The sequence below is a fragment of the Candidatus Pantoea communis genome (assembly GCF_011752685.1).
Lineage (GTDB): Bacteria > Pseudomonadota > Gammaproteobacteria > Enterobacterales > Enterobacteriaceae > Pantoea > Pantoea communis.
On record NZ_VWXC01000017.1, the window covers coordinates 1 to 16,440 of the forward strand.

The following is a 16,440-nucleotide window of genomic DNA, read 5'->3' on the forward strand; positions in this document are numbered from 1 at the left end:
CAGAATGGATGGAAGACTATAATAACTGGCATCCCCATAAAGGGCTGAAAATGCAGTCACCAAGGGAATACAGAAGTTCGCTACTAGCTATAAATTAACCGTGTCCGTTTTAGCGGGGGCAACTCCATTACCCGCTATCGCGTACTTGCAATGCTCAACGCTGAGCATCTACCCGTTTTCACTCACGTACAGTCAGCCATAAGCCACCGATGATTTAGCGTTACTCACTCACTCACTCACTCACTCACTCACAACAAACCCGCATTCGCGAACCACGAATCACAACTGAAAACGCAAATTGGGTTACTGATTACAGTGAATGTTGACAGTCATTTTAGCCCGTATTTACATCCCTGACTCCTGACTCCTGACTCCTGACTCCTGACTCCTGACTCCTGACTCCTGACTCCTGACTCCTGACGCCTGACGCCTGACTCACATACTGATTACAGTGAACGTTCTCACGTACGCCCTTCCCTTTCCGCCGATTATGGCGAATCCATTTAAGACGAAACTGCTGATTATAGTGAACGCTACGCTGAGAGAACGATTTGGGTTGCTGATTACAGTGAACGTCTGAATGTGGCTTAGACAAATTGCTGATTACAGTGAATGCCAGCTAGCCATACGAGCTGTTGATTACTGATTACAGTGAACACTCGGATTAAATCAATGCTCCCCATATGCAGTCTACTGATTATAGTGAATGCTTATATTGGGACTAAGGTCTCTCTATCAACCGAAAACGCCTGCAGCCGATTTCGTCATGGAGAGCCCTGGCTTTCAACTGCTCAGCGTGAAAATCAATATGACTGATTACAGTGAACGTAGCGCAGTTATTTACTGATTACAGTGAACCTATTACCACTTACAGTGAATTTTTACTGATTACAGTGAATGTTATGCCGAATATAGTGAATGCAGGCTGTGATTTCAGCCATATCACCCTGCCCGCAACTCTCGTGCAACGGACGATCAAATTACTGATTACAGTGAATGCTGTAGCAAATACGCGAATGAGGCGTTGCTCACACTTTCATCCATTATTACGCTCTGATTAAAACATCTCCGCTGATTACAGTGAATGTTTGCACTAACACGCTCTTACTCAAGGTATTTTCACAGCGCTAAATGTTTCGCATTAGATGAGATAGATTTGCCTCATGTGCAGGATTTCGGTATAAAGTCATAAATCCTACATGTGTGGAGCAAGTATGGCTAACGATGAGAAGCAAGTTCTGAAAGTCGCACAACGTTCAGAAAAAATGCTAATGAGCCTGACGGAACAGATTCAGGCGCAGAAAGAAGAGTTGCAGGAAAACACTTTTTATCAGGTTTACGCCAAAGCGGCGTTAGCCAAACTCCCTAAATTAACGCGTGCGAGCGTTGATTACGCCGTAAATGAAATGGAAGAGAACGGCTATCCATTCGATAAACGCGCGGCGGGCAGCTCTACCAAGTACGCAATGTCTATCCAAAACATCATTGATATCTACCATCATCGCGGCGTGCCAAAGTATCGCGATCGTCACGCAGAGGCATTCACGCTGTTTGTTGGTAATCTCAAAGGTGGCGTATCGAAAACCGTCTCAACGGTCTCACTGGCCCATGCGCTGCGTGCGCACCCACATCTGTTGTATGAAGATCTGCGCATTCTGGTTATCGACCTCGATCCGCAATCCTCTGCCACCATGTTCCTCAATCATGAGCGTTCGGTCGGACTGGTAGAAGCCACAGCTGCGCAAGCGATGCTGCAAAACGTGGGCCGCGAAGAGTTGCTTAATGAATTCATCGTGCCATCGATTATTCCTGGTGTCGACGTACTGCCGGCCTCCATTGACGACGCCTTCATTGCATCACGTTGGGAAGAACTGTGTGCTGAGCATCTGCCTACGCAGAATGTGCATGCGGTTCTGTATGACAACGTCGTTGCAAAACTGAAGAAAGACTATGACTTCATTTTCATCGACAGTGGCCCACATCTGGATGCCTTCCTGAAGAACGCCATTGCCGCATCTGATTTACTGATGACGCCAGTTCCACCAGCACAAGTTGATTTCCACTCGACGTTGAAGTATCTGACGCGCCTGCCGGAACTGATTGGCATCATTGAGGAATCAGGCGCATCCTGCCGCTTGCAAGGCAACATCGGCTTTATGTCTAAGCTGTCGAATAAAGCGGACCACAAACTTTGTCACAGCCTGGCAAAAGAGATCTTTGGCGGCGACATGCTGGATGCTGCTTTACCGCGCCTGGACGGCTTTGAGCGCTGTGGAGAGTCGTTTGATACGGTAATCTCTGCGAACCCATCGACCTATGTGGGCAGCACCGAAGCCTTAAAGAATGCGCGTTCGGCAGCGGAAGATTTCGCTAAAGCCGTATTTGATCGCATTGAATTTATTCGCCTGAACTGAGGTTACTATGAGCGCAAAACGAATCACGATTGGCCGTACCTTCAGCCAGACACCTTTGCAGACTGAGGATGCCTCAGGCGGACATTCTCAAACCTTTATCCTTTCGACCGGTAAACGTGCCCTGTTCACGCTTGAACACATTACGGCGAAGGAAATTGAAGAAAAAACCTATGTGGTAATGGAAACGAATGGCCGCGACCAGTCAGGTTTGACGCCTGAATCGCTGCGCGACATTATCCGCACCATTAAATTGCAGCAGTTCTTCCCTGCTATTGGTGTGAAGCGCGGCGACCGTATCGAAATTTTGGATGGTTCCCGCCGCCGTGCCGCCGCTTTGCACTGCAAAACTGGGCTGGATGTGCTGGTCACTGAGGTTGCCATCACGGCAGATGAAGCACGTCGTCTGGCGCAGGACATCCAAACCGCACGCGAACATAATCTGCGTGAAGTGGGGATGCGCCTGCTGTCATTAAAGGAGAGTGGCCTGTCACAGAAAGAGATTGCTCAGAGCGAAGGCCTCTCGCAGGCAAAAGTTACGCGTGCGTTGCAAGCCGCGAGCGTACCACTGGAGTTGGTTACCCTGTTCCCAAATCATTCCGAGTTAACTTACCCGGATTACAAAACGCTGCTGCAGGCGTATGAGAAGCTTAAGGAGATTGGTCAGTCGGTTGAAGCCTTAATTGATACCATTGGCATGGATGTCGATACGGTCTGCGCACGTGATGGTCTGGCTGAAGATGAAGTAAAAAATGGGATTTTGCGTCTGGTGCGTAATGGTAGCCAAACACTGATCCAGTCGCCAGCAAAGGACAAAGCGGTCGCCACGCCTCTCTGGACGTTTGCTGATAAAGATCGCTATGCCCGCAAGAAGACTCGCGGCCGCATGTTCAGCTACGAATTCAATCGCCAGTCGAAAGAATTACAAGATGAGTTGGATCGGGTGATAAACGAGACACTCAATAAATATCTCAATCAGTAGCGAAATGCCGCCTTCGGGCGGTTTTTTTTTGCCTGAATTTCAGCTTTTCGCCAGTGCTATTTCATCGCTAACTGTATGAAAAATATCTAACCTGTGTAGAAATTTCAGGCTGAAATCGCCAACTTTTTCACCGTCTATATGCATAACAATCTTGCGCCGTAGAGTTTAGTGAATCTGTGGTGAAGGCAAAATAACCAGCTGGATAGGAAATCAACAAAGGCTATCCAGGAGAGGAAATTAGATTGCGAATGCCCTGAAATTTTCTTCATTCGCCATCAGGATTTCACAGCTAATAAATTGAATTAAAAGTGTTTTTTAAATTAATTTCAGGCTGAAATCGCCAGCATTTCAGCAAATTTCAGCGCTGCATCGAGGGTACTAACCCGGTTTAGCCAGATGATATTCAATGATTTATCCACAGAAAAGGTGGATAACTTTATTCGGGTCGTTAGGCTGTAAGTGACAAAACGCTGGGCGATTGCCAAACCGCTTCCCGAACACGGACAGGCTTGTTTATCAGACCCAATGCATAAAAACGATCGGCGATGATTTGTTGCTCTTTAATCACTTCAAATACCATTAAACGGGTTTTATGACTGCGTCGTGTTAAAGCTCTTTCAACGGCCAAGAGGTCAAGACCCAATTCCTGCGCAAGCAGACCAGCAGCTTCCTGCCGATTATTATCAATAAAAATGCCGGTCTGCTGTAAACTCTCCACTAGCTGATGGGCCACGTCGTGATGTTTTTCCACATAATCGCGACGTGCCAGATAAAATTGGTGGTTGCGTACACGCCCCTCACCGTTGGCCAGCACGCGCAACTCAGGATTGCTCTCCGCCGCACTGAGTAAGGGGTCCCACATCATCCATGCATCGACCGCCAGATAATCACTGGCCGTCAGAGGATATTTCGGCGGCGCATACACCACTTTGAGTTCATTAAGGGCGATACCTGCTTCTTCCAGCAGCTGCAGCAATAACCAGTGAACGTTAGAACCTTTATTGACCGAAATACGTTTACCACGTAAATCAGCAATGCTACGTATATCGCTATCGATTGGGACAACTATCCCCACGCTACTGGGCGCAGGGGGTTCCCAGGCGATGTAGGTCACTGCATTGCCATTCGCTTGGGCGAAAATAGGCGGCACCTCGCCGGTGGTACCGAAATCGATCTCGTTATTTTGTAAGGCATAAAGCAGTTGAGGCCCGGCAGGAAATTCGCTCCACAACACGCTGACGCCCTGCTGTGCAAAGCACTGCTCAAGACTTTGCCGTGCTTTTAATACCCCAAGATTACCGAATTTTTGATAACCGATACGTAACTCGCGTTCCTGATGAGGCTCATCAGCAGAGGCAGTTGCAATGCAACTCGCCGCCTTACGCCGTCCTTTTATCATTCCCTGATGAGCAAGATGAGTACGCAGCGTGTGGCGGCTGATGCCAAGCAACGCCGCGGCCTGTGTCTGATTGTGTTCAGTGAAATCCAGCGCGTGAGTAATCAGGCTGGTGATGACGCGATCAAACAGTTGATTGGGCTTAGTGGAGAGTTGTTGACGCAGGAAGTTATCAAGCGTTGATGCTTCCGCGTTGTTAAATCCCTGTTCACTGTATCTTGTCAGTCGCAAATGAGCTGGCGTTAGCGTCTCCTCCCGACTCAGAAGTACTGCGTTGTGAAGCGTATTTTCCAGCTCGCGAATATTGCCCGGCCAGCTGTACTCCAGCAGCACTTCCAAAGCATCCGGTGACAAACGACGCACCGGTCGACCTAAACGACGTGCATACAGCGAAAGGAAATGCTGCGCCAGCAGCGGGATATCATCACGACGCTGTCGCAACGGAGGCAGCGGCACCACCGCAATGTTGAGGCGATAGTAAAGGTCTTCCCTGAATCGCCGTTCGCGGATCGCCTGTGCCAAATCAACATGGGTGGCCGCAATAACACGCACATCGACTTTAATCGGCTTGCGCGAACCCACGCGCGTAATCTCGCGCTCCTGTAATACGCGTAGTAATTTGACCTGTAGCGACAAACTCAGCTCTCCAATCTCATCCAGCAGCAGAGTGCCGCCCTGCGCAGATTCAAACCAACCGGGATGCGCCTGGGTCGCGCCGGTAAATGCCCCTTTCTCATGACCAAAGAGTTCGGCTTCGGCAAGACTTTCAGTTAAAGCACCGCAGTTAACGGCGAGAAAGGGGCCATGGCGGCGTTGGCTATGATGATTGAGATAGCGTGCGACAACTTCCTTACCCGTGCCGGTCTCGCCGACAATCAATACCGTGGCGTCAGTGGGGGCGAATTTGTCGAGCAATGATTGAAAAGCGAGAGAAGCCGGGTCGACTAAACGTGGTGAATCAGCGTAATTGCTATAGTTGGTCAGCATCTTTTGATGTCCATTAAGGAGAATCAGCACACGCTAAACGTTGCTATTCACTGTGAACAGCAGGAAAAAAGCATAAGCAGTTGCATATGCAGCAATAGCTGTAAGCGGTAAGTTGCCGATGCAACAAACAGAAACCGCAGTAAGGGTCTAACCTGCTGAAATAACGTCATTATCAAGAGAATCAAAGCTGGCACGCTTTTCGCTAATAGCCATATAACTAAATAATCAGTCCGAAATGACCATTTTTTAATAAAGTTATATAGGAAAAGCATAATGGCCGAATCCACAAACAAGAATATTAACGTCTTCTGGTTTCTCCCGACGCACGGTGATGGACGCTATCTCGGTACCACGGAAGGTGGGCGCCCGGTTGATTTGGCTTACTTACAGCAGGGGGCATTAGCTGCCGACAATCTCGGTTTCTATGGCGTGCTGATTCCCACGGGTAAAAGCTGCGAGGATTCGTGGCTGGTCGCGTCTGCGCTGGCACCCATCACTAAACGCCTGCGCTATCTGGTCGCCGTTCGCCCTGGACTTCAACCGCCGACACTGGCCGCGCGTATGGCCACAACCCTGGATCGCCTCTCTGAAGGACGTTTGCTGATTAACGTGGTGACGGGCGGTGACCCGGTTGAGAACAAAGGTGATGGCATCTTTCTCAATCACAGTGAACGCTATGAAGTCACCAAAGAGTTTCTCGATGTGTATAGCCGTTTAATGCGTGGAGAGAAGGTTGACTATGAAGGGCAGCATATTCACGTTGAAGGTGCGGAGGTGTTGTTTCCGCCAGTGCAGGAAAACGGCCCAGCGCTCTATTTTGGCGGTTCGTCGGAGGCCGCGATTGATGTCGCCGCTGAGCAAATCGATACCTATCTGACCTGGGGTGAGCCCCCGGAGCAGGTCGCAGAAAAGCTGGCAGTCGTCTGTGAACGTGCTAAAGCGCGCGGGCGCAAACTGGAATACGGCATCCGCCTGCATGTCATTGTGCGTGAGACAGAGCAGGAAGCGAAGGCGGCTGCGGAGAAACTGATTGGTCATCTGGATGAAGACACCATCGCGCAGGCGCAGAAGATCTTTGCGCGCATGGATTCGGCAGGTCAGGCGCGTATGAGCGCGCTGCACAAAGGCTCCCGCGATAATCTCTACATCTCACCAAACTTATGGGCAGGCGTTGGTCTGGTGCGCGGCGGAGCCGGAACGGCTTTAGTCGGCAGTCCTGAGCAGGTGGCTGAGCGCATACGGGAATATCAGGCACTGGGTGTGACCAACTTCATCCTGTCGGGATACCCGCATCTGGAAGAGGCGCATCGTGTGGCAGAATTGCTGCTGCCGCTATTACCGCTGGCAAATGGCCAGCAGCAGCGTGCGCGCACCATTAACACCGGCCCGTTTGGCGAAACCATTGGTGGCGATAAACGTCCTTCAAAACAGGCGAGCGCCAGCTAATGCAGGAGAAGACGATGGCACGACCTCACATCATCATCACAGGTGGCGGGTTCAGCGGAACGGCGCTGGCGATTCATCTCGCGCGGCAATCGTCCTCTCCATTACTGATTACAGTGGTCGAACCGCGTGAGCAACTGGGCGGTGGGGTGGCCTACTCCACGCAGGAACCGGCGCATCGCATCAACGTCCCGGCTTCACGCATGCAACTCAGCGGCGATGAGCAGAGCGCCTTTGACCGCTGGTATCGTCAGCAGCCTGAGTGTTCACTGGATTCAGTAGCCCATTGTGATGACGGATCAGTCTATCCGCAGCGCGCGATGTTTGGTCGCTACCTGGCAGAGCAGTTTGCCCTCGCGGCGGAACGGCATCCGCAGATTGAGTTACGGCACGTTCAGGCCAGTGCCATTGCATGGGAAGGGCAGCAGCTGTTACTCAGCAATGGCGAGACACTACAGGGCGATGTGCTGGCGTTAGCGATCAGTCACCCACCGCCATCCTTGCCTCGCTCGCTGCAGCCCTTTGCCCCTCACCCAGCGCTCATTGCCAATCCATGGCAAGCCGGCGTGCTGGATGCGATAGATCCTGACGCCGCCGTTGCCATTATCGGAACCGGCCTGAGTATGGCGGATGTGGTTGCCTCATTAGGCACGCGGCATCATCAAGGCCCGTTAACCGCTTTCTCACGCCGTGGACAGCTCTCACGCGCTAATCTGCAGGGTGAGTGGCCTGAATGGACGTTAGCGCCTCAGAACGTCCCCAGCGCGCGTCTGTGGCTGCATCACATCAGGGATGAAGTTGCCCGAGCGGCACAGCAGCAATTACCCTGGCAACGCGTGCTGGATGATGTCCGTGCGCAGGGCCAAACCATCTGGCAATCGTTGCCGCTGCGCGAGCAGCAGCGCTTTGTGCGCCATTTGCGTTCGTGGTGGGATGTACATCGCTATCGCATCGCGCCGCAGGTGTCTGCAGAAATCACCAGACGACAGCAGCAGGGCAGCTTGCAGGTGCTGGCAGCAAGACTGGACGCCATCACTGCTCAGGGCCTCCAGCTGGCAATCACGCTGCGTACACGCCAGGGTGAAATGAAAACGCGCCTGCTCGACCATCTGATCGTCACCACCGGACCGGGCCATGATGCGCTGACACAAAGTCAGCCGCTGCTACGTTCGCTGAGTGAACAAGGCCTGATTCGCGGTGATCAGCTTGGCTTTGGCCTCGACGTTGATGCGCAGTCGCACGCACTGAATCACCATGGGTTGCCCAACGCCCGCCTGCTCGTAGTCGGACCCGCCGCCCGCGCGCGTTTCGGTGAGTTGATGGGCCTGCCACAGGTTGCCGATCACGCCGCTGCCGTTGCTCAGCAAATTCTTGAAGATCTTCACATCGCTCAAGACGAGCGATGTCCCCCTTACGCTTCTTAATCTCTCAAACATCCTAAAAACACACTAACGAACGCCGGGTCGTCGCACGATCACGGCCTCGCTATGGAGATTGCTATGCCATCGCAACGTGAAATTCGCCTGAATGCTTTTGATATGAACTGTGTCGGACATCAATCACCGGGCCTGTGGGCGCATCCGCGCGACCGTTCCTGGCAATACAAAGATCTGGAGTACTGGGTCGATTTGGCGCGCCTGCTGGAGCGTGGCAAATTTGACGGTTTGTTTATCGCCGATGTGTTGGGTATTTACGATGTGCTGAACGGGAATGGCGATGCCGCGATTCGTCAGGCGACGCAGGTACCGGTCAACGATCCGCTGGCGTTGATTACCCCAATGGCGCTGGTGACCGAGCATCTCGGCTTTGGTCTCACCGCATCGCTATCGTTTGAGCATCCTTATCCCTTTGCGCGCCGTTTATCGACGCTCGATCACCTGACCAAAGGGCGCATCGGCTGGAATATTGTGACCTCGTATCTGGAGAGCGGGGCGCGCAATATTGGTCATCAGGCGCAGAGCGATCACGATAGCCGCTACGACTATGCCGATGAATACTTGCAGGTGGTGTACAAGCTGCTGGAAGGCAGTTGGGAACAGGATGCGGTATTGCGCGATCGTGAACGGCGTATCTTCAGCGATCCCCGCAAAATTCACCCCATCAATCACCAGGGCACCTTCTTCAACGTACCGGGCATTCACCTGTGTGAGCCGTCACCGCAGCGCACGCCGGTGTTGTATCAGGCGGGAGCATCGAGCCGAGGCAAACAGTTTGCCGCTGAGCACGCTGAATGCGTGTTTGTTGCCGCGCCGTCGAAAGTGCTGCTGAAGAAAACCGTCGCGGATATTCGTCGCCGCGCAGCAGAAGCAGGGCGCGATCCGCGCAGCATCCTGATCTTCAATCTGCAAACGGTGATCGTCGGTGAGACCGATGCCGCCGCGCAGGCGAAGTGGAAAGAATACCAAAGCTATGTCAGCTACGAGGGTGCACTGGCACTGGTATCTAGCTGGACGGGTATCGACTTCGGTCAATATCAACCTGACCAGGTGCTGAAGTACCTTCACACCAATGCCATCCAGTCAGCCGTCGAAACCTTCTCCACCGCCGATCCTGATCGTCAGTGGACGGTAAAAGCGCTGGCGGATTGGGTGGGCATTGGCGGCTTTGGTCCGCTGATTGTCGGCAGTGCAGCAACCGTCGCCGACGAACTGCAAAGCTGGGTGGAAGACACTGACGTTGATGGTTTCAACCTCGCCTACGCATTAACGCATGAAACCTTTGAGGATGTGGTTGAACTGCTGATCCCAGAGCTGCAAAAGCGCGGTGTTTATAAGAAGGCGTATGCGGAAGGTACGCTGCGCGAGAAGCTGTTTAACGCCGGACCACAGTTAACCGAACCGCATCCCGGCGTGGGCTATCGGGTGAAAAATTCGGTACTGCCGGAGGTCATATGATTGAAATTGACCAGCTGAGCAAGCATTACCGCACCGCGGATGGACGCGTCACTGAGGTGCTGAAAGCCATCAACTTGCAGGTACCACAGGCCAACATCACTGCTGTCGTTGGGCCCAGCGGCGCGGGAAAATCCACGCTGGCGAAGTGCATCAGTTTACTGGAGCAGCCCAGCGCGGGCAGTATTCGCATCAATGGCAGCGATCTCTCGCGGCTGAATGGCGAAGCACTGCGTCGCGCGCGCCGTTCGATTGGCACCGTTTTTCAATCTTCTGCCCTACTGCAGCGCAAAAGCGCCTGGGAAAACATCGCGCTGCCGTTGCGTTATCTCGGTGTGGTCGAGCGGGATATTTCTGCGCGTGTCGGTGAGTTGCTGGAGAGTGTTGGACTGAGCCATAAATCCAAAGCGTATCCCGACCAGCTTTCAGGGGGACAGCGTCAACGGATTGGCATCGCGCGAGCCCTGGCGCTTCGCCCTGCCGTGCTGCTGGCCGACGAGGCGACGTCAGGACTGGATCCTGAAGCCACGGTTGCTGTGCTGGACTTGCTGAAAAAACTACGTGACGACTACAAGCTGGCAATCGTGCTGATCACCCACGAGATGGATGCAGTGCGTCAGGCGGCGGATGCGGTTGCCGAAATTCGCGATGGGCAGATTGTGCATTATGGCGTGCTGAAGCAGTTACTGGCGCAGCCCGATTCGTCACTGGGGCAACGTTTGTTCCCACTGGTGGCGCAACCTGGCGTGGCGGAATTGATTCTGCAACTGAGTTATCGCACAGATGTACCGGTCATCAGCGACTGGATCTCGCGTCTGAGTGTGCAGTTCAATCTGCGCATCGATCTGCTTGGCGCGCACGTTGAGCAGGTCAATGGTATCCAGGCCGGACGCTTGCAGGTGGGCATTCACTTCCAGCAAGAGCGTGTGCCACTGGCGCGATTGCTGGCGCAGCTCGAACAGTTTGGACTGGTTGCCAGCGTCTCGGGCAGTGTCCATCAGTTGCGGGAGGCGGTATGAGCGTTTCCGTGATAAGTCAGGACACGCCGTGGCTGGAAATTCCGGCATTGATGTTACCTGCGATAGGTGAGACCGCACTGATGGTCGGCATCGTGATGCTGTTCGTGGTGACGTTCGGCGGTATCGTTGGCGTGGTGCTATTCAACACCTCAGTGCGTGGATTATTTCCTCATCGCGGCATTTATCGGGTGCTGAGTTGGATCGTGAATATGGGACGCTCGTTGCCGTTTCTGGTGTTAATGGCGGCGATCATCCCGTTCACCTTCTGGCTGACCGGCACCACCATCGGTATCCCTGCGGCGGTGGTGCCGATGATTGCGGCGGGCATTCCGTTCTTTGGTCGTCTGGTGGATAACGCGTTGCGTGAACTGCCAGGCGAAGTGACCTCGGTGGGTTTGGTATGCGGCGGGTCGCGCTGGCAGATCATCCGTTCGGCGCAGCTGAGTGAGGCATTACCTGCTGTTGTTGGCGCCATCACCCTCAACCTGATTTCCATGATCGAATACTCCGCCATCGCTGGCACCATCGGCGCGGGCGGTATCGGCTATTTAGCCGTGGTGTACGGCTATCAGCGCTTCGACAACCACATCATGATCGCCACCATTGTGGTGCTGATCGCTTTGATACAAACCATTCAATTTATCGGTGACCGTTTAGTCGCAATTCTACGCCATCCTCAGGGGATATCACGATGACAACACAAGAATTTGAGTTACGTAAGACGCGCCGCTGGCCGTGGCTGCTACTGATTATAGTGGTCATTGCATTGGCCGCCGCCGCAGGGTTCTGGCGCAGTCAGCAACCGCAAGCGGTGGTCTTTGGCACCACGCTACAAATCCACTTTGAACCGGCAATGGCGGGAGAACAGAAATTGATCGAGTATGTCGGCAAGCACATCGCGCCCGATTATGGCCTGAAGCTGGAAGCGGTGGGCGTGCAGGATCCGGTGCAGGCGGATCGCGCCGTGGCGCAAGGACAATATGCGGCAACCGTCTATCAGCACCAGTGGTGGTTAAAGCAGGTGGTGGATGCCAACGGTTTCCAGCTCACCTCTGCCTTACCGCTGTTCCAGTGGGCATTCGGCGTCTACTCCGATCGCTATAAATCCATCGCTGAGCTGCCGCAGAGGGCCACCATTGTGGTGCCGGATGACGGCGCCAACCAGGGACAAGCCTTGTGGCTGCTGGCGCGTCAGGGGTTGATCACACTCGATCCCAAGGTTGAACCGCGTACCGCCAAATTAAAAAACATTGTCGGTAATCCGCATGGCTTCGTCTTCAGAGAACTCGATTTGCTAACCATGCCACGCGCGTTGAATTCGGTGGACGCGGCGATTGGCTATGTTTCTCAGTTTGATGCCGGAAAAGTGCAGCGTGATAAAGGCATTCTGTTCCCACCGGCACCGCGTACTTTTGCCTCGCAGCTGGTGATTGGTACGCCCTATCTGGAGCAGGAGAACATCGTAAAGCTAAAACAGGCGTTCTCCGATCCTCGCGTTCAGCAGTGGCTGAAAACGACGGATGATCCGTTAGTTAAAGGCGTATTAGTGCCGGTCTCTGCAGACTAATTTCCTGGTGTTATCCTTCACCCGGGCTCGCGATGCGCGTCCGGGATTTTGTGTTTGAAAGTTTTTCATATTATTGATTTTAAACAATTTAATATCAATATTTGTTGCTTTGGACCTGAAGGGTAAGCGCTTATAACAACCTCACCTGCACAACTAAAAAACAACGTGAGGCATTATGAGTACCGTTTCTTTCGAAAACACCTTACCGACATCTGAGCCGGTTCGTTCGGTCAGTGATGTGGCAAGGCTGATCAACACCCGCAGTGACAAAAACAATTATGCGCGCATGATTGTGTTCCTCGCCCTCGGCGGCGTCTTCCTCGATGCCTACGATCTCACCACGCTCTCTTATGGAATTGACGATGTGGTACGCGAATTCCAGCTTTCTCCTCTTCTCACCGGATTGGTGACGTCCTCAATCATGGTCGGCACCATCGTCGGTAATCTCATTGGTGGCTGGCTGACCGACAAATATGGCCGTTACTCGGTGTTTATGGCCGATATGCTGTTCTTCGTGGTCTCCGCCATCGCAGCGGGATTAGCGCCCAATGTCTGGGTACTGATTGGCGCACGTTTCCTGATGGGGATTGGCGTGGGTATCGATTTACCCGTGGCGATGTCCTACCTGGCGGAATTTTCTAAATTCGCAGGCAAAGGCAACAAAGCCGCGCGACTCGCCGCCTGGTGCCCGATGTGGTACGCCGCGTCAACGGTGTGTTTCCTGCTGATCTTCGCGCTCTACTTCCTGTTACCGAAAGAGCATCTTGACTGGTTGTGGCGCGCATCGCTGCTGTTCGGGGCCGTTCCTGCGTTGTTGATCATCGCGGTACGCAGCAAATTTATGAACGAATCACCGCTGTGGGCAGCCAATCAGGGCGATCTTAAGTCTGCGGTGCGCATTTTGCGTGACTCTTACGGTATTCATGCGCATGAAGCGGAACCCGAAGCACCACCCGCGGAAGCGGCACCCAAAGTAAGTTTCCGCGTGCTGTTCCAGAAACCCTGGCGTGAACGCACCATCGTGGCAGGCGTGATGAACATCTGCATTTCGTTTGAATACACCGCGATCGCCTTCTTCCTGCCTTCGATCCTCGCGCAGTTCCTCGGCGCGGGCGTGTTTGAAACGATCTCCGCATCGCTCGGCCTGAACGCGCTGTTTGCTTTCACCGGCGGTCTGCTGGGCATGCGTCTGGCCTGGAAATATCCGTCTCGCCATGTAGCAATGGCCGGATTTGCACTGCAGTTCTTCGCACTGATTGCATTGGCATTGATTGGGCACCCTGAAGCGATTGCGGGGATTGTGTTTGCGGTGCTGATGCTTGGTTTGTGGTTGTTTGCTGAAGGCTTTGGCCCGGGTGCGCAGCTGATGGTCTATCCGGCGCTCTCTTATCCAACTTCCATTCGCGCTACTGGCGTGGGCTTCAGTCGTGCGCTGTCAGGGATTGGCAGCGCGCTGGCGCTGTTTATTCTGCCGATTCTGCAGGCGGCGCTGGGCACCAATATGTTCTGGGTGGTGTCGCTTGCCGCCATCATCCCGATCTTTTTCCTGCTCGCGGTGCGCCACGAACCGACGCGCCACGACATCGACGATCTTTCTCATCAGGAGTGATTATGAGCCAACTTTCTACAGGCACCGATTACGCTGCGCTGGCGGCGCATTTTCGCCCACTGTTTGATCGTATTGCTGAAGGCGCAGTGGAGCGCGAACGCAGCCGCACCTTGCCCCATGAAGCAATCACCTGGTTAAAAGAGGCGGGCTTCGGCACGGTACGCATCCCGAAAGAGCAGGGCGGGTGGGGCGCATCGCTACCGCAGCTGTTCCAATTGCTCACCGAACTGGCGGAAGCGGATTCCAATCTGCCGCAGGCATTACGTGCGCACTTTGCCTTTGTCGAGGACCGCCTCAACCAGCCCAACAGCGCTGAGCGCGATCGCTGGTTCCGCCGTTTTATCGACGGCGAGCTGGTGGGCAGCGGCTGGACTGAAATTGGCGCGGTGAAACTCGGCGATGTGATTACCCGTGTCACGCCCGTCGCAAATGGCTGGACGCTCAACGGCGAGAAGTTTTACAGCACGGGCACGTTGTTTGCGGACTGGATTGATGTGTATGCACGACGCAACGATAACCAGGGTGATGTCATCGCTCTGGTAAGCACTCACCAACCTGGTATAACGCGTGAAGACGATTGGGATGGTTTCGGCCAGCGCTTGACCGGCAGCGGCACCACACGCTTTGACAACGCCCACGTCGAGCAGGAACACGTCTTCGATTTCGCCACGCGCTTCCGCTATCAAACCGCGTTCTATCAACATGTGCTATTGGCAACACTAGCCGGGATTGGGAGGGCAGTCGCACGCGATGGTGCAAAAGCGGTGGCCGCTCGCAATCGTATTTACAGCCACAGCAACGGCGATTCATCACGTCAGGATGTGCAGGTGCTACAGGTCATCGGTGAGATCACCAGCCTGGCGTTTGCCGTCGAAGCGACGGTGATCCGCGCCGCACATTCACTGCAATCAGCGTATGAAGCGCACTTAAGCAGCGACGAAGCGCAACTTCTGGCAGTGAATGCGCTGGCAGAAGCTGAAGCGGGTCAGGCACAGGTGATCGCCAGTGAGCTGGTACCACGCGCAGCAACTGAGTTGTTTAACGCGATCGGCGCGTCGGATACGCGTATCAGCAAAGCGCTAGACCGCCACTGGCGTAATGCGCGTACCGTCTCGTCACACAATCCGGTGATCTATAAAGCACGTGACATCGGTGGCTGGAAGGTTAACGGGACGCCGCCGACAGGGATCTGGCAAATTGGGCGCGGGGAAGGGTAAAACATTTCATGCCGGGCGGCTTGAGCCGCCCACTTCTAATACAACGTTTTTAAACTGTCCTGAATCACATTCAGCGCCGTGGTGACATTGGAATTTGGCCGCCGCGTGACAAACAAACCATATGTCACTTTTACCGGAGCCTGCGCGACATTCACCAGACGCATACTGTCATGACGAATGAGTTCCGCTGGCAGCATGGCCACACCCAATCCGCCTTCAACAGCGGGGATGATCGCACCCAGGTTGGAGCTGGTTACCGCGATCCTAAACTCCTTGCCTGCTTCAATCAGCGCATCAAACATCAAGCGTCGCCATGAACAAGGTTCACCGCAAACAATAGCATCGACCGTCAGCGCGCTATCCCAGGGATAGTCAATTCCGCACACCCAATGCAGGTCGATCTCCCAACTGGTTAACGGGTCTTCGCTGAAACCGGCGGTCAGACCCAAGACCATATCAAACGCGCTCTCCTGCCAACGTCTGGCGAGGATGTGATCGCTCTCTATGGAAAGCTCGATGTGCAGACCCGGACACAATCTTCTCAGCCTGCCAAGTGCAAAGGGGAGCAAACTCGATGCCACATCTTCGGACATACCGATGCGAAGCGTGCCGGCGGGCGTACTTTCACTCAGTTGCGCGACCGCCATTTCCCCCAACGCGAGAATTCGCACCGCAAAACTGAGCAGCACTTCTCCCTCTTTGGTGGGGACGACGCCGCGTCCTGTACGACGCAGCAAACGCTGGCCTGTATGTTCCTCTAGTCGACGAATCTGTGCACTGAGTGCGGATTGGGCGCGTCCGGCCTGTTCGGCGGCGCGTGTCAGGCTGCGGTGATGACAAACGGCAACGAAAGTACGAAGCAGCGCGGGTTCAAAATTGTCCGATATCATGATGGGGTTATGTCTGATACATGTGAAT

At 53.8% G+C, this 16,440-nt stretch carries 12 protein-coding genes; 10 read left to right on the plus strand and 2 right to left on the minus strand.

Features of this window, described 5'->3' with window-relative positions; all coding sequences use genetic code 11:
- Positions 1 to 1,214: 1,214 nt before the first annotated feature.
- Together F3J37_RS19945 and F3J37_RS19950 are read left to right on the plus strand one after the other, a co-directional pair.
- Complete coding sequence (locus tag F3J37_RS19945) at positions 1,215 to 2,414, plus strand: AAA family ATPase (protein ID WP_058960453.1); 1,200 nt, start codon at positions 1,215 to 1,217, stop codon at positions 2,412 to 2,414.
- Positions 2,415 to 2,421: 7 nt separating this feature from the next.
- Entirely contained in the window at positions 2,422 to 3,393 is a 972-nt protein-coding gene (locus F3J37_RS19950) for a ParB family protein (protein ID WP_166935242.1), read from the plus strand.
- A gap of 448 nt (positions 3,394 to 3,841) precedes the next feature.
- On the opposite strand, the gene F3J37_RS19955 is transcribed toward F3J37_RS19950, so the two are convergent.
- On the minus strand, positions 3,842 to 5,773 hold the full coding sequence (locus tag F3J37_RS19955; RefSeq protein WP_370662135.1) for a sigma-54-dependent Fis family transcriptional regulator: 1,932 nt from the start codon (positions 5,771 to 5,773) through the stop codon (positions 3,842 to 3,844).
- Between the two features lie 276 nt (positions 5,774 to 6,049).
- On the opposite strand from F3J37_RS19955, the gene ssuD reads away from it, so the two are divergent.
- The 8 genes from ssuD to F3J37_RS19995 all read left to right on the plus strand — a co-directional run bounded on the left by ssuD (position 6,050) and on the right by F3J37_RS19995 (position 15,522).
- Positions 6,050 to 7,222, plus strand: coding sequence for an FMNH2-dependent alkanesulfonate monooxygenase (ssuD, locus tag F3J37_RS19960; RefSeq protein ID WP_166935246.1), 1,173 nt, complete (start codon positions 6,050 to 6,052; stop codon positions 7,220 to 7,222).
- A 14-nt stretch (positions 7,223 to 7,236) separates the two neighbouring features.
- Positions 7,237 to 8,643 (plus strand): FAD/NAD(P)-binding protein, encoded by a 1,407-nt coding sequence (locus F3J37_RS19965; protein ID WP_166935248.1) that lies wholly within the window; start codon positions 7,237 to 7,239, stop codon positions 8,641 to 8,643.
- Positions 8,644 to 8,718: 75 nt separating this feature from the next.
- Positions 8,719 to 10,113, plus strand: coding sequence for an LLM class flavin-dependent oxidoreductase (locus F3J37_RS19970; RefSeq protein ID WP_166935250.1), 1,395 nt, complete (start codon positions 8,719 to 8,721; stop codon positions 10,111 to 10,113).
- Positions 10,110 to 11,129, plus strand: coding sequence for a methionine ABC transporter ATP-binding protein (locus F3J37_RS19975; RefSeq protein ID WP_166935252.1), 1,020 nt, complete (start codon positions 10,110 to 10,112; stop codon positions 11,127 to 11,129). Before F3J37_RS19970 ends, F3J37_RS19975 begins: the two co-directional genes overlap by 4 nt.
- A complete protein-coding gene (locus F3J37_RS19980) occupies positions 11,126 to 11,824 on the plus strand; it encodes a methionine ABC transporter permease (RefSeq protein WP_166935254.1) in 699 nt (232 codons plus the stop codon). The genes F3J37_RS19975 and F3J37_RS19980 overlap by 4 nt, the downstream gene beginning before the upstream one ends.
- Positions 11,821 to 12,696: a MetQ/NlpA family ABC transporter substrate-binding protein gene (locus tag F3J37_RS19985; protein WP_166935256.1), complete on the plus strand. Its 876-nt coding sequence runs from the start codon at positions 11,821 to 11,823 to the stop codon at positions 12,694 to 12,696. Before F3J37_RS19980 ends, F3J37_RS19985 begins: the two co-directional genes overlap by 4 nt.
- Positions 12,697 to 12,871: 175 nt before the next feature.
- Entirely contained in the window at positions 12,872 to 14,305 is a 1,434-nt protein-coding gene (locus F3J37_RS19990; protein WP_166935258.1) for an MFS transporter, read from the plus strand.
- A 2-nt stretch (positions 14,306 to 14,307) separates the two neighbouring features.
- Positions 14,308 to 15,522 carry an acyl-CoA dehydrogenase family protein gene (locus F3J37_RS19995; RefSeq protein WP_166935260.1) on the plus strand — a complete coding sequence of 405 codons (1,215 nt, stop codon included), beginning with the start codon at positions 14,308 to 14,310 and terminating at the stop codon, positions 15,520 to 15,522.
- Between the two features lie 35 nt (positions 15,523 to 15,557).
- Here F3J37_RS19995 and F3J37_RS20000 read toward each other — a convergent pair whose 3' ends face one another.
- A complete protein-coding gene (locus F3J37_RS20000) occupies positions 15,558 to 16,412 on the minus strand; it encodes a LysR family transcriptional regulator (protein WP_072226533.1) in 855 nt (284 codons plus the stop codon).
- Between the last annotated feature and the right edge of the window lie 28 nt (positions 16,413 to 16,440).